The organism is Enterococcus sp. 3H8_DIV0648, from assembly GCF_002140655.1.
GTDB lineage: Bacteria > Bacillota > Bacilli > Lactobacillales > Enterococcaceae > Enterococcus_A > Enterococcus_A hulanensis.
Genome location: NZ_NGLG01000002.1, coordinates 759,064 through 773,554 on the forward strand (window position 1 = coordinate 759,064; position 14,491 = coordinate 773,554).

The 14,491-nt window shown below is 39.6% G+C and carries 11 protein-coding genes; 4 read left to right on the forward strand and 7 right to left on the reverse strand.

Annotated features, from left to right (window positions below; translation table 11 throughout):
• The first annotated feature begins 49 nt into the window (after positions 1-49).
• Together A5875_RS19810 and A5875_RS19815 are read left to right on the forward strand one after the other, a co-directional pair.
• A complete protein-coding gene (locus A5875_RS19810) occupies positions 50-739 on the forward strand; it encodes a response regulator transcription factor (RefSeq protein WP_088935289.1) in 690 nt (229 codons plus the stop codon).
• On the forward strand, positions 736-2,211 hold the full coding sequence (locus tag A5875_RS19815) for a sensor histidine kinase (protein ID WP_088935290.1): 1,476 nt from the start codon (positions 736-738) through the stop codon (positions 2,209-2,211). Before A5875_RS19810 ends, A5875_RS19815 begins: the two co-directional genes overlap by 4 nt.
• A gap of 92 nt (positions 2,212-2,303) precedes the next feature.
• Here A5875_RS19815 and A5875_RS19820 read toward each other — a convergent pair whose 3' ends face one another.
• The 6 genes from A5875_RS19820 to A5875_RS19845 form a co-directional block, all read right to left on the reverse strand.
• The gene (locus A5875_RS19820; protein WP_088935291.1) at positions 2,304-3,743 is read right to left on the reverse strand and encodes a 6-phospho-beta-glucosidase; all 1,440 of its coding nucleotides are present in this window, start codon (positions 3,741-3,743) and stop codon (positions 2,304-2,306) included.
• The gene (locus A5875_RS19825; RefSeq protein ID WP_217809362.1) at positions 3,743-5,638 is read right to left on the reverse strand and encodes a beta-glucoside-specific PTS transporter subunit IIABC; all 1,896 of its coding nucleotides are present in this window, start codon (positions 5,636-5,638) and stop codon (positions 3,743-3,745) included. Before A5875_RS19825 ends, A5875_RS19820 begins: the two co-directional genes overlap by 1 nt.
• Positions 5,639-5,740: 102 nt before the next feature.
• Positions 5,741-6,580: a BglG family transcription antiterminator LicT gene (gene licT / locus A5875_RS19830; RefSeq protein ID WP_088935293.1), complete on the reverse strand. Its 840-nt coding sequence runs from the start codon at positions 6,578-6,580 to the stop codon at positions 5,741-5,743.
• Positions 6,581-6,908: 328 nt separating this feature from the next.
• A complete protein-coding gene (locus tag A5875_RS19835; protein ID WP_088935294.1) occupies positions 6,909-8,345 on the reverse strand; it encodes a glycoside hydrolase family 1 protein in 1,437 nt (478 codons plus the stop codon).
• Between the two features lie 739 nt (positions 8,346-9,084).
• A complete protein-coding gene (locus A5875_RS19840; protein ID WP_088935295.1) occupies positions 9,085-10,512 on the reverse strand; it encodes a 6-phospho-beta-glucosidase in 1,428 nt (475 codons plus the stop codon).
• 20 nt (positions 10,513-10,532) lie between these two features.
• The gene (locus tag A5875_RS19845) at positions 10,533-12,359 is read right to left on the reverse strand and encodes a beta-glucoside-specific PTS transporter subunit IIABC (RefSeq protein ID WP_088935296.1); all 1,827 of its coding nucleotides are present in this window, start codon (positions 12,357-12,359) and stop codon (positions 10,533-10,535) included.
• A 262-nt stretch (positions 12,360-12,621) separates the two neighbouring features.
• Between A5875_RS19845 and A5875_RS19850 the strand changes: the two genes are divergently transcribed.
• Together A5875_RS19850 and A5875_RS19855 are read left to right on the forward strand one after the other, a co-directional pair.
• A complete protein-coding gene (locus A5875_RS19850; protein WP_088935297.1) occupies positions 12,622-13,521 on the forward strand; it encodes a MurR/RpiR family transcriptional regulator in 900 nt (299 codons plus the stop codon).
• A 141-nt stretch (positions 13,522-13,662) separates the two neighbouring features.
• Positions 13,663-13,953, forward strand: coding sequence for a hypothetical protein (locus tag A5875_RS19855; RefSeq protein WP_088935298.1), 291 nt, complete (start codon positions 13,663-13,665; stop codon positions 13,951-13,953).
• Between the two features lie 71 nt (positions 13,954-14,024).
• Here A5875_RS19855 and A5875_RS19860 read toward each other — a convergent pair whose 3' ends face one another.
• Entirely contained in the window at positions 14,025-14,408 is a 384-nt protein-coding gene (locus tag A5875_RS19860) for a winged helix-turn-helix transcriptional regulator (RefSeq protein ID WP_088935299.1), read from the reverse strand.
• Between the last annotated feature and the right edge of the window lie 83 nt (positions 14,409-14,491).

The window sequence follows — 14,491 nt, forward strand, 5'->3', positions numbered from 1 at the left end:
AGATGTGTATAAGAGACAGGTATAATAGAGAATAAAAGGGGTGTGTTTGATGGGGTTCTCGATTTTAGTGGCAGATGATGAACAAGGGATCATTGATTTTGTTACTTTATATTTGGAAAAAGATGGGTATAAGGTGTTCACCGCTTCCGACGGCGAAGAGGCGTGGACTTGTGTTCAACAGGAAAAAATTGATCTGGCTATTTTAGATATTATGATGCCAAAAATGGATGGGTATCAATTGGTCAAAAAAATTCGCGCAGAAAAAAATATGCCGATCATCTTTTTGACCGCAAAAGATGCCGGAGCAGATAAAGTGTTAGGGCTCGGTATTGGTGCCGATGATTATGTAACCAAACCGTTTGATCCATTGGAATTAGTTGCTCGTGTCAGCGCTCAGCTTCGCCGCTTTTACTCTTTAGGTGCACAAGAAGCTGCCGAACCAAACACACTCACACTCCATGATCTAATTCTCGACCTTGATCAATGTATCTTGTTCAAGGAAAACCAACAGATCAATTTAACGTCAATCGAATTTAAAATCCTGCGTTTACTGATGGGAACCCCGGGACGTGTTTTTACTAAAAAACAAATCTACGAGGCCGTTTGGGAGGATACTTATATCGTCGATGACAATAATATCATGGTCTACATCAGCCGCCTTAGAGAAAAATTAGGAACCAGAGAGGAGGAATCTTATATCCAAACAATCCGCGGATTAGGATATAAGCTAGTGCCATGAGTAAGAAACCCAAAACATTAGGACGCTTTTTGACAAAAAAGTATCTGACGACCTCTCTTCTATTGCTGGTGCTAATTTCTATTTTTACTTTCGCTTTTCAACTTTTCGTCGTCAGTAACGAATCGCCCGCAAAAGATTTTTCTGCCAATACAATCGTCCGATCTGATTATCATAAAATTGATGTCTCTTCTCTTAAATCTGTCGATGGCTGGGTGGAAATACTTGATGAAAATAATAATGTGATTTATACCAAAGGAACGGCTAAAGAAAGAAAAAATCATTACACTCAAAAACAATTATTGGAAATGGATGGTCTGCAGGCCATTATCGATAAAAATATTTATCAATTGGGCCCTGTTTATTTAGAGCTCAACAGTCTAGATTCTGAATACATGGCGACATTTGCACCTTTTAAAGGAAAAGACGGTAAAAATTATACTTGTATCGCAAAGATGCCAAAAAAAAGCTTGCGAGCAAATATCAGTCCTGTCTATCATAACTTTACTTCGATCCTCACAGCATCAAACTTTAAATGGTTGCCATTCATTTTTATAATGCTACTACTGATTTTCATTTATTGTCTACGGCGCTACTCAAAATCAGTCAAGGAGCATCTCGTCGCACCAAATACCGTTCTGATCGATGGTTTGCGAACGATCAAGAATGGCGAGTATTCCAAGAAAATCCATCTGAATGCGGAATACGAATATGTCGAGATTGAAGACTCCTTCAATCATATGGCAAAGCAATTGGCAGAAGCGGAACAACAACGAATCTCTTATGAAAAGGAACGGCAATTACTCTTTGCCAACATGGCTCATGATCTGCGCACACCGATCACCACCATTCAAGGCTCCGCCAAAGCAGTAGCAGACGGCTTAGTTGGTGACGATAAACTAGATCAGACGATGAAAACCATCATCGCGAAAACGGATCATATGAATGAACTGGTCAATCGATTATTGATTTTCTCAAAACTAGAAAGCCCTGATTATCAACTCCAGCGTCAAAATTTAGATTTGTCAGAATTAATTCGCCAAATCTTATTGGAACAGCTTGAACCAGCAGAAAAAAATGACATTGCATTGACTTTTGATCTGCCGGAAACTCCTTTAGAAATTTCTGGCGATCCCGTCGAACTGCGTCGTGTTTTTGATAATTTGATTAGCAATGGTATTCAGCACAATCCAGCAGAGACAACTGTGCACATTCAACTTTACCCACTAGAAAATCAAGTGATTTTTGAGATCAAAGACAATGGAACCTCCATTCCAAAGGAACTGCAAGAACAGCTATTTGAACCCTTTGTCAGCGGAGACAGCTCCCGTTCCACTCAAAACGGCAGCGGACTTGGCCTCGCCATCAGTAAGAAAATCGTGGAAAAACATGGCGGAAGGATTTCTTTTGTGGAGTTGAATGAACACGAGAAGATGTTTCAAGTGGTGTTGTGGCGGCAACAAAAAAACGCTTAAACACTATGTTTAGACGTTTGGAATTTTGTATAAAAAATTTAAAGACGGAAAGGCGTTCATCGCTTTCCGTCTTCATTTTTATCTCCAAGAACCTATTCAAACAAAGAAGCACCATTAGTAGCAATAACCCTGCTGTACCAGTCAAATGATTTTTTCCTATATCGTTTCAGAGTTCCTGAACCATCATCGTTTTTATCCACGTAAATATAGCCATAGCGTTTGCTCATTTGGCCTGTTGAAGCGCTGACTAGATCCACACAGCCCCAAGAAGTGTAGCCAATCAAGCGAACGCCGTCTTTTATGATCGCATCATGCATGGCTAACATGTGTTTTTGCAAATAGTCAATTCGATAATCATCGTTTACTTTTCCATCGATAAGCTCATCCTTTGTTCCTAGACCATTTTCAACAATAAACAACGGCTTTTCATAACGTTCATACAATGCATTTAGAGTAATCCTTAATCCTAATGGATCAATTTGCCAGCCCCATGGACTGATCTCTAAATGAGGATTTCTCAATGTTGGGATCACATTACCAGCCGTTTTCTCTCCAGCTTCTGGATCAGCACTGGTTAATCGAGACGCATAATAACTAAACGAGATGAAATCAACCGTATATTCTTGAAGCAGCTCTTCATCACCTGGCAGCATATCAATGGTAATGCCTAAATTATCAAGTTTTTGTTTCGTGTAGTCCGGGTAATGACCACGTACTTGGACATCACTGAAAAAGAACGTTGCGCGATTTTTCTCTAGCGCATCAAAAACATCTCTTGGATCAGATGAATACGGATAAAACTGACCAGCCGCCAACATACAGCCAATTTGATAATCAGAATCGATTTCTTTGGCTAATTTTGTCGCTAAAGCTGAGGCAATCAATTCATGATGGGCTACTTGATATTTTACCTTTTCCTGATCTTCATCAGGTCGGAACATAATTCCAGCCCCCATAAACGGCATATGCAAAAGCATATTGATTTCGTTGAAGGTGATCCAATACTTCACTTTTCCTTTAAAGGTTTCAAACAAAACTCGGCAATATCTCAAATAGGCATCAATGACTTTACGATCACGCCAAGAACCATATTTTTCAATCAAATGCAGCGGCATATCAAAATGGCAAATCGTGATTAATGGTTCAATCCCATTATCTACTAACTTCCGAACGATTTGTTTATAAAAATCCAAACCTTCTTGATTAGGTGTCTCTTCTTCCCCTGTTGGAAAAATACGACTCCAAGAAATGGAAAAACGATAGACTTTAAAACCCATTTCAATCATATAATCAATGTCTTCTTCCCAATGATGATAAAAATCCACAGCTTCTCTTCCTGGATAAAGGCAATCATTTGGCAAATCTCGATAGTGGAACTTGCCTTCCATCACTTCACGGCGTTTTTCGCCCGCGGGAATCACATCTACCAAGGCCTTCCCTTTGCCGCCTTTATTATAGCCACCTTCATATTGGTTGGCGGCGGTTGCTCCACCCCATAGAAAATTATTAGGGAAACACTTCTTCGTACTCATTATTTCCCCACCTCTAATAATAATTTACCCGCAAGAATATCTTGTTTTGGTGCGGTTCTAATTGTAGAAAACGCATCAAAATTGGTCATAATGATCGGCGTGGTTGTTTCATACCCTTCATCAATAATCATCTCTAAGTCAGCTTTTAGTAATGGATCACCTTTTTTCACTCGATCTCCGCTTGCAACGAATACTTCAAACGGTTTGCCACCCATTTTTACTGTATCTAATCCAACATGAATCAATAGCTCTGCCCCATTATCTGATTTAAGCCCAATCGCGTGTTTCGTTTCAAAGACCATTTCGACAGTGCCATCTACAGGAGAGACAAACAAACCGTTCTCAGGAATAATGCCGCACCCTTTACCAATCGCTTCACTAGAAAAAGCGGCATCTTTAATCTCTGTCAAAGGAATCACCTTACCATCTGCTGGGGAAAAGATGCTGATACTGTTTGCTGGATTACTTTCCGTATATTGATCGTCTAGCAATGTGTCCAATTCTTCAATCGTGTCTTTTTCGATATTTTTTTCTTTATACAATACGAAAGAAACAACGAAAGCTACCGCAAAGGCGATCGCCGCTCCTAAACAAGCAAAAATCAGATTGCGGAAGCCGTCTTCACCAATGTAAACAGGTAAAGTCATCAAACCGGGAGAACCAGACGCGTATCTTTTAACTCCAAATAGTCCGATAAACAGGCCACCCACAGCACCGCCGATCATAGATGAATATAAAGGTGTTTTGAAGCGCATATTGATCCCGAATAACGCCGGTTCTGTGATGCCGCAAACTGCTGTGATTCCGGCGGATACTGCTAATTCCTTAATCGCTCGATCCTTTGTTTTCAATCCGACTGCTAAAGAAGCCCCGCCTTGGGCAATATTTGAAGCCAAATTCCCTGGTCCAATCATCGCATCATAACCAACAGTCATGATATTATTTGCGCCAATTGGAATAATTCCGTAATGAGTACCTGTTAAAACTAATAACGGGAATACTCCGCCAATAACCATTGGTACTAACCAGCCTACGTGTAAATCAAGGAACGTAATACCTGCCGCGATCCCATTACCAATGATATAGCCAACAGGCCCTAACACAACTAAACTCACAATTCCTGTTACTAAGATCGTTATCAAAGGAACCGTGAAGAATTTAATCATTTTGGGTGAATAGCGGTCAGCATATTTTTCAATATAAGACATGAACCAAACCGATAAAATAATCGGTACGACCGATGAACCGTAAGTAGCGTTATAGATCGGTAAAAAGCCTAAACTCAATGCTTCGCCGCTTTCAATTGACGCAGCGACCATCGAAACAAAATTCGGATGAAGTAAAATCCCGCCAACCATCATCGCTAAGTAAGGGTTGCTGCCAAATTTTTTCGCTGCGGAGTTCGCCAGTAAAATCGGTAAGAAATAAAAGCCCGCATCTGCCATGAAATTGATGATCTGATAAGCTTGAGCAGTATTATCCACCCAATGAAAAGCAACTAAAAGTGCTAGCACCGCTTTAATCATCCCTGATGCAGTAATTGCTGGTAAAATCGGTGTAAAAATACTGGAAATCGTATCTAAGAAACGAGCACCAATACTCTTCTTTTCACCGGATTCATTACTGTCGTTGTTTTTTTCCAACTGATTACCGAGCAAACTCATGATTTCGTTGTATACATGTCGAACCTCGCTGCCGATAATTACTTGATATTGACCGCCGCCGACAGTCACACCTACAACGCCAGTCATTTGTTCAATAGCTGATCGATCAGCCTTTTTGTTATCCTTCAAATTGAAGCGCAAACGAGTTGCACAATGAGTCAGGTTGCTAACATTCTCTTTTCCACCAACGTGGTGAATGATTTCTTCCGCTATTTTTTTATAATCCATCATTTTTCCTCCTGTAAAAATCAACCATTAAAAAAAGAAAATACCTAAACAAACTCGCGAAAAACTGCGAGTTTGCTTAGGTATAGCCCTCAATCGGTAACAATCCTAATCTTGATTGGTTATTCTTTTTATGTGTATGGTTAGATAAATCAATTCGTCTTCGTCCAACGGTCTGTTAAAAATACTTTGAACATAATTACTAATTTTCATTGCACAAGCATATTCCTTTTTGTACTGCTCCTTGATTTTCATCATGAATTGAATCGTTTCAGAGTCATTTAAGCGCGCACCGCTGAAAAGTCGTTGAATGAAAAATTTCAAATGAGTCACAAATCGTTCATAGTTCAACGAGTATTCATCAATCTCAACATTAAAATGATACTTAACGATATTCAAGATGTTCTGAATGATCTCGGCCATCTCAGATACTTGACCAATTTCATCCATATCAAGGTTGGCATTGACAATATGCAAAGCAATAAAACCTGCTTCATCTTCCGGCAAAGTCACACCAAGCCTATTTTGAATAATGGACAATGCTTCTTTTCCTATCAGAAATTCATGATTATAGAATCGTTTGATTTCCCATAGTAAAGCATTCTTGATTTCCATTCCCTCTGATTTTCGTTGAATCGCATAGTGGATGTGATCCGTCAATGTCAGGAAAAGATTTTCGCTTAGTTTTTTTCCAAGCGAGACTTTTGCAAAACTGATGATCTCATTGGCAACTTGAATATGTTCTAATGGAATGTCTTCCAATAATCGAATCAACTTATTCTCGTTCCACTCTTTGGTAACAACGTATTTCTTTTCGATATTTGCTGAAGGAATGCTGTCTCCAATCTTCTTTTTGAAGCCAATGCCTTTGCCCATGATAATCATCTCATTATTTGACGCATCTGATGAAATGACTATATTGTTGTTTATTATCTTTTTAATAAACATCTCAGGCTCCCTACATTTATCCAATATATTGAATCTAAATTAAGTATAGCCCGCTATTTAAAGCGGTAACAATCTCCAACTGAGCATAGCATCACTTTTTTTGAATGTCAATAGACTTTAGAATTTTGCCTGATTTATCTTTTTATAAAGTTCGGACGTTATTTTAAAAGTCAAGAAGCTGAAACTAGTTTCTTTTTTAAAGAAATATTACTTGATAAAAAGTGCCTTTTGCTTAAATCTTGATTATTGAGATTGAGGCGTTTGTAAGGAATAAAAATAACGAAAAATGCGGATTACTTTTATAAAAAAATAATCCGCAGTCGATAATTTAATTCAGTTTTTCCCCATTCGTTTCGATCACTTTCTTATACCAATCAAACGATGCTTTTTTCGAGCGATCCAAGGTACCATTGCCTTCATCATCAAGATCTACATAAATGAAGCCGTAACGTTTACTCATTTCACCCGTCGAAGCACTCACTAGATCAATACAGCCCCAAGGTGTGTATCCCATCAAATCGACACCGTCATCTACAGCTTTCTTCATGGCTTCAATGTGTTCCCGCAAATAATCGATCCGATAGTTATCTTCAATCGTGCCATCTGGTTGAACTTCGTCAATTGCGCCTAGTCCGTTTTCTACAATAAATAACGGTACTTGATAACGCCCATATAACTCGTTCATCGCAATGCGCAAACCTTCAGGATCAATTTGCCAGCCCCACTCACTAGCTTTCAGGAATGGATTTTTCACTCCGCCCAGTAAGTTGCCGGATACGCCTTCAGTCTCTTCAGAAGTCTCGTCCACGACCATGGACATATAGTAGCTGAAACCAATGTAATCCACTGGATAAGCTTTTAAGATTTCTAAGTCTTCCTCAGTAATTTCAAGTTCGTTTTGATCGACACCAAACTTATTGTATAAACGTTTCGTATAAACCGGGTACTCGCCGCGAACCTGCACATCGGTACAGAAAAAATTGAATTCTTGATTTTGGACTAGGTTCGCCGCTTGATTGATTGGGTTTGAATCGATACTGTACGTTGTCGCGTAAATGATCATACAGCCAATTTGCAGATCAGGATCGATGTCGTGAGCGATTTTCACTGCTAAGCTGCTTGCGACAAACTGATTGTGCCAAGCTTGGAAGACATTTTGCATCTCGCCGCCGCCATTGGAGATTACCATTCCTTGGCTTAGCGCCGGAAAATGGAAAGCGGAGTTGATTTCATTGAAGGTCATCCAATACTTCACTTTTTTTCCATAACGAGTTAAGACTGTTTTGGCAAAACGTTCGTAAAACGTGATAAGTTGACGGTTTTTCCAGCCGCCATATTCTTTTGCCAGATGCAGCGGCATTTCATAATGAGAGATCGTGATAACTGGTTCGATATTATATTTTAAACATTCGTCGATCAAGTCATCGTAAAATTTCAACCCTGCTTCATTAGGCTGCTGCTCATCGCCCTTAGGAAAAATCCGACTCCATGCAATGGAAAAACGATAACATTTGAAACCCATTTCCGCAAACAAGGCAATGTCTTCACGAAAACGATCGTAATGGTCGATTCCACGATGATTAGGATAGACGTATTTTTCCTCATCAATTTCCCAATCAAACTCAGGTGAACCGATCACTTGAAACCGCTGCTTGCCGCCCGGCATAGTATCCGCCACAGATAAGCCTTTTCCATCTGCCTGATAGGCCCCTTCTAATTGATTCGCAGCAGTCGCGCCGCCCCATAAAAAATCTTTTTTAAACATGAAAAATCTCCCTTCTTTTTTTACAAAAGCTAGTTCGTCTCAACTAGCAGCCACAAGATACAACCTGTTGAGATAAACTGAAATCACCACATAATACACTCGAGAATTTTGAAAATAACTGCGAAAAGTTGCACTGACAGCTAACTCGATCTGAGAAAATCATTTTCCGAAAAACGCGGAAAATGAGTTTTATTCTCATCACGCATACGATCACACTAAACAGCATATTCCTAATTACGAAGATAACCAATTTTTTTCTTTAGACCATATATACTGCAAAAAGTGCGACTCGCAACTAATTCGTTTTGAAGAATGAACTTTTTATAAAGCGAAAAAGTTCGTTTTATTCTCATCACGCATACGATCGCACTAAACAGCATATTCCTAATTACGAAGATAGCCAAGTTTTTCTTTAGACTATATATACTGCAAAAAGTGCGACTCGCAAAAAAAGGCCAAACCAAAATAAGACTGATTGTCTTATTACGGTTTAGCCTGCTTTACCAGTCACTATCCTTTTGCAAAATTATAACAATAAAAACGTTTCCACGCAAATGACACTATTCGAAAAAAGTGAGATTTAAAACTAAATTACTTATCGCTCTGTGGCAAGTTTTCATAATTTGAAAGGTTCTCAAAAATCGAAATGAATTTCTGCTTTCCCACTCTCATCGACTGTGCTGATTTCATAAGACCTTATACCTCTGCAGAGACAGCTCCGGTTTCAATATGAAAAATTTTAAATCAACGTTTCCGCATTGGTTCGAATGACACTTTTATACCATTCGAAACTTTTTTTCTTATAGCGTTGTTTCGTGCCTTGCCCAAAATCATCTTGGTCAACATAAATGAAGCCATAGCGTTTCTTCATTTCTCCTGTTCCAGCACTGACAATATCAATCGGTCCCCAAGACGTATAGCCTAGAACATCGACACCATCTTCATCCATCGCTTGTTTCATCGCCTTAATATGTTTTTTTAGATAAGCGATTCGATAATCATCGACAATGGCTTCTTTGTTGGATACATCATCAAAAGCCCCTAAACCGTTTTCGACGATCATGATTGGTTTTCGATAACGATAATAAAGCTCATTCAACGCATAACGCAGACCAGTCGGATCATTTTGCCAGCCCCAATCGGAAGCAGTCAAATAAGGATTATCAACCACATTGGCGCTTGATTTATAAGAAGATGCTTGATCCTGTAATACCCTAGAACTCACCGTATTGGACATGTAATAGCTGATAGAAATATAATCGACAGTCCCATTTTTCAAGGTTTGCAGCTCTTCCTCAGAAAGATCGATCACGATTTTTTTACGTTCCCATAAGCGTTTTGTATAATTAGGGATCTCTCCATGCACATGAACATCCAAATAAAAGTAGCGGCTGCGCATCTCTTGCTGAGCCAACAGGACATCTTCAGGGTGGCTAGAAAATGGGTAGACGGGAATAAATGCCAGCATACAGCCGATTTCAAAATCTGAACAAATCTTTTTTCCAATCTCGACTACCTTGGCACTGGCAATCAACTGGTTCATTGAGGCTTGATACATGACTTGCAGTTTATTTTCGTCTGCTTGGTATTGAAGACCGCCAGTCACAAAGCTGAAAAATTCGTCCTCAGGATTAAACATATTGTTGATTTCATTAAAAGTCATCCAGTATTTGACTTTACTTTTGTAGCGTTCAAAAACGACTTCTGCAAAACGAACAAAACAATCGATCACCTTTTTACTGCGCCAACCGCCATAAGCTTCGACTAAATGATAAGGCATCTCAAAATGCGATAAGGTAATAATCGGTGCCATTCCTTTTTCAATTAAGCTGTCAAACAGATCATCATAAAATTGTAAGCCCGCTTCATTGGGAACCGCCTCATCCCCATTAGGAAAAATTCTAGTCCAAGCAATCGACGTTCTAAAACCATTAAAGCCCATTTCTTCAAACAACTTTAAATCTTCCTGATACGTGTTATAAAAATCAATCCCAAAATGATTGGGATAATTTTTTCCTGCGATGATGCCCTTGGTGATTTCTCTTTTTTTCTTGTGATTCCCTGAAGTCAGAACATCCGCCACACTGATACCCTTACCATCTGTCTGCCATTCGCCTTCAGCCTGATGGGCGGCAATAGCGCCGCCCCATAAAAAGTTTTCTCTCATTTCGCTTCCTCGTTTCTTCCTTATAAAGTCAATGTGGCAATTTCTGAGCCTTCGTTAATTGATTGGTTAAAGGAACTAAGATTTGCCACATTTTTGTAGCTTTCACGATTCGTGAAGACCACTATGACTGTTGGATCTAGCCCTGCTTTTTTAATTATTTCAGGATCAAAGTCGATCAATAGATCTCCTTGTTTTATTTGATCTCCTTCAGAAACATGTTTCACAAATCCTTTGCCCTTCATAGAAACCGTATCAATTCCGATATGGATCAAAACTTCGAACCCTTGGCTATTTCTGATTCCTAGCGCGTGTCCAGTTGGAAAGACCATCGTGATCTCACCCTCGATTGGTGCGACAATTTTCCCGCTGGTTGGTCTTACCGCAAACCCCTCGCCCATAGCCCCAGACGAAAAGGTCTCATCACCAACTTTTTCTAATGGAAGCAGCTCGCCTGCCACAGGAGAAATAATATTCGCCTCATCAGTTGTTGCAATTGTGTCCTCTGCTTCAAATTCTTTCACACCGCCAAAGAAATAGGTCAGCACACAAGCCAACACTAAGGAGAAGAAATAACTGAAGGCGTAAGCAGCAAAGCCTTTGCCGAAATAAGCCGGGAAAGTAACAAAACTCAACGTTCCGAAAATGGTTGATCTTGAACCCGCAGCACCTATAATCGCTCCGCCAACTGCCCCGCTGATAACCCCCATGATGAAAGGTTTCTTTAACCGCAGATTCACACCATAGATGGCCGGTTCTGTTACCCCGAATAGTCCCGTGATAAATGCAGAAAATGATAATGATTTAAATTGTTTGTCTCTGCTTCGCAAAAATACGCCCAACGCAGCACCGGCTTGCGCAACTACCGCTGGTGTACACATCGCCATCAACGTATCCGAACCTAGATTGGCGATATTATTGATCATGATTGGAATAAATGCCCAGTGTAAACCGAAGATGACAAAAACTTGCCATAGAGCACCGATGATGATCCCTGAAATAATTGGACTCAACTTGTAAATCAATAGATAGCCATCTGCTAGAGCATTTCCGACATACGTTGCGATTGGCCCAACTACGATCAAGGTCAGCGGAACCATGATGACTAAACAGATCATCGGAGCAATAAAGGTTTGGATACTTTCATGCAGGAAACGTTTTACAAACGGTTCAACCTTGGAAAGAATCCAGACAGAAAACAAAATCGGGATTACAGAACTGCTGTAGTTCGCAAGAATAACTGGAATTCCGAAGAAATTAACCGCTTGTCCACTATTGAGTGCTTCCACGATCGTCGGATGCAGCAAGGCTCCCGCAAGCACCACCGCTAAAAACTGATCAGTTTTGAATTTTCTAGCTGCGGAAATCGCTAAAATGATTGGTAAAAAGTAAAACAAGCTGTCCGCCGCCGCACTTAAAATCAAATAAGCACCAGAATCTGGTTGAAGTCCCACAAATGTAGCGAGTAAAATAATACCTTTTAATAAACCAGATCCAGCTAATAAACCAAATGCTGGCGCAAATGTTCCAGATAATAGATCGATCAAACGATTCAAAGGGCTGATTTTGTTTTGACTTTTTCCAGCAGCTGCCGTTTCAGTCGATATGTTCAGATCTTGGGTCATTACATTATAAAGATCCTTTACCTTATTACCGATGACCACTTGAAACTGCCCGCCGCTTTCTACCACGCTGATCACGCCTTTAAGCGTTTCGACTTTTTTCTTGTCGGCTTTCTTCGGGTCATTTAAAATAAAACGCAATCGTGTAGCACAGTGATAAAATTCTTGAATATTTTCTTCTCCACCGATATTGTCCAAAATGCTTTTCCCTAAAACGTTATAGTCCATTTCGTACACTCCTTCTTTAAATTACTAAAAAGAAATTTCATTTAAATCTCAGCGCTTTCATTTCCTTTTGGTATCTTCATTTTAGGGTGAAACCAACGGATTACAATCGAATCTCTCCAGCCTGTAACAGGATTCGCTTTTTTCTGATCATTCACTTTGATTTTTGCAAATTTCATTTCAAAATCGGCTAAAAAATTTACTTGGACAGTGTGAATCGCTCTTGATACACTAAGGATAAGAAAAAAAGACTCGAGGGGATTCTATGCTATTACACGAAAAAATGGAGACTTTTCCCTTCTCGAATTCCGAGAAGAAAGTAATTGCCTATATGCTGGAAGAAAAAGCCCGAATCAAAAAAGAAACTATAAAAGAAATCGCAGCCAAAAATTACACCGCGCCCTCCACCCTGATACGAATCGCTAAAAAATTAAATTTTTCTGGCTGGAATGATTTTCGCGATGCTTTTTTGGATGAAGTCAGCTATTTGAATGAACATTTCAAGGATGTTGACGCCAACTTTCCGTTTGTCGAAAAAGACGATTTTTCTTCAATTGCAAGTAAACTGATGCACTTGAACAATGAAGCCGTTCAGGATACGAATCATTTAATCGATCAAAATGATCTCTATCGGGCAGTAAAATTACTTGAAAAATCTCAAGAGATTTATATTTTTGCTACCAGCGGCAACCTGCTGATTGCTCAAGACTTCCAAGTGAAGATGTCGCGCATCAAAAAGAGGGTCACAATCTGCACAACGGAGGGCGAACAATTATTCGCAGCGTCTAATTTACGAAAAGATGCCTGTGCCATTGTGATCTCATACAGCGGAGAAACCAACTCCGTAATTAAGTTGGCAGAGATTCTATACCTCAATCACGTTCCGATCATTTCTATCACTAGTATCGGAGAAAGCTCTCTTGGTAAATTCGCAGATATCAAATTGCGAATCTCGACTCGCGAAAAGCTGTACTCCAAGATTGCCAATTTTGCGGTCAATGCGTCAATTTGTTACTTATTAGACGTTTTATATGGTTGTTTTTTCTCGTTGGATTATCAAAAAAATCTGAATTACAAGTTAATGGTCGCTGATATGGTCGAATCCAACCGGACCTCCACCTCGGATATCATTGACGAAAAAAGACAACGAATCACTGATGACTAATTGAACCCTTTATTTACCTAAACTATCAAAAAGAAAAGCGGCTTATTAATTTATTAGATTATTTACGACAGAAAGTGCCTCTGATATTCTGAGTGTACCTTAGCGCGAGGGTGTGAATAAAGATATCTAGGAGGAACGATTATGTCAGTAAAAGCTTATTTAGAGATCACTCTTTTTATCAAGGAAGAAAAACGCCCAGCCGCAGTGAAGGTTTTCACCGATTATCGAGGACCCTTTTTAGAGGAAATTGACGGTGCATGTACAAAAGATTTACTGGTACGAGACGAAGATGTCCAAGTCTTGCACGGCTTTGACAGCACGGAAAAAGCACAAGCTTACTTAGAAACAGAATTATTCACTAAAGACGTGGTGGCAGGATTGCAGCCGCTATGGTTCAAGGACCCAGAAATTAAAATTTACGGTGTTGCCTAATTATTGATCGAAACACAAACGGCTAATCAGCTTTTCTATTTTTGATAGAAGCTAATTAGCCGTTTATTTGTTTAGGAAACATGATGATAATCGCATTTTTGACATTGCATCAAGGCTTTTTCGTTGTCTACTTTGTGATATGCCCCTGACCACTCGCAAATATGCTGGAGGATCGGAACAACGGACTGACCTTTTTTTGTGAGTGAATACTCGACTCTCGGAGGAATCTCGTTGTACTGTTTGCGTTGGATAATATCGTTTGAAAGCAGTTCTTTAAGTGCCGAAGCCAAAACCGCATCCGTGATATCGGTCATCTCTTTTTTCAGCGTATTGTAGCGCAAAACTTCCTTTTCAGCTAACACACAAATAATCCGCGATTTCCACTTGCCGCCAAAAATATCTAAACCGTATTCCAACGGACAACGAATCTCCTTTTCCAACTTTGGTTCATACATCTTGTTCCCTCCTATACCGCGCTTTAAATTAGCCACAGTATAACAACCATTACTCTGATTCGCAATGTTACTATGGAAATCAT

What these genes read in the sequence shown, in the direction of transcription:
- A5875_RS19810 (WP_088935289.1), top strand. Translation starts at nt 50, where the DNA reads ATGGGGTTCTCGATTTTAGTGGCAGATGATGAACAAGGGATCATTGAT.
- A5875_RS19820 (WP_088935291.1), bottom strand. Translation starts at nt 3,743, where the DNA reads ATGAGTACGAAGAAGTGTTTCCCTAATAATTTTCTATGGGGTGGAGCA.
- A5875_RS19860 (WP_088935299.1), bottom strand. Translation starts at nt 14,408, where the DNA reads ATGTATGAACCAAAGTTGGAAAAGGAGATTCGTTGTCCGTTGGAATAC.
- licT (WP_088935293.1), bottom strand. Translation starts at nt 6,580, where the DNA reads ATGTTTATTAAAAAGATAATAAACAACAATATAGTCATTTCATCAGAT.
- A5875_RS19845 (WP_088935296.1), bottom strand. Translation starts at nt 12,359, where the DNA reads ATGGACTATAACGTTTTAGGGAAAAGCATTTTGGACAATATCGGTGGA.
- A5875_RS19840 (WP_088935295.1), bottom strand. Translation starts at nt 10,512, where the DNA reads ATGAGAGAAAACTTTTTATGGGGCGGCGCTATTGCCGCCCATCAGGCT.
- A5875_RS19835 (WP_088935294.1), bottom strand. Translation starts at nt 8,345, where the DNA reads ATGTTTAAAAAAGATTTTTTATGGGGCGGCGCGACTGCTGCGAATCAA.
- A5875_RS19855 (WP_088935298.1), top strand. Translation starts at nt 13,663, where the DNA reads ATGTCAGTAAAAGCTTATTTAGAGATCACTCTTTTTATCAAGGAAGAA.
- A5875_RS19850 (WP_088935297.1), top strand. Translation starts at nt 12,622, where the DNA reads ATGCTATTACACGAAAAAATGGAGACTTTTCCCTTCTCGAATTCCGAG.
- A5875_RS19815 (WP_088935290.1), top strand. Translation starts at nt 736, where the DNA reads ATGAGTAAGAAACCCAAAACATTAGGACGCTTTTTGACAAAAAAGTAT.
- A5875_RS19825 (WP_217809362.1), bottom strand. Translation starts at nt 5,638, where the DNA reads ATGATGGATTATAAAAAAATAGCGGAAGAAATCATTCACCACGTTGGT.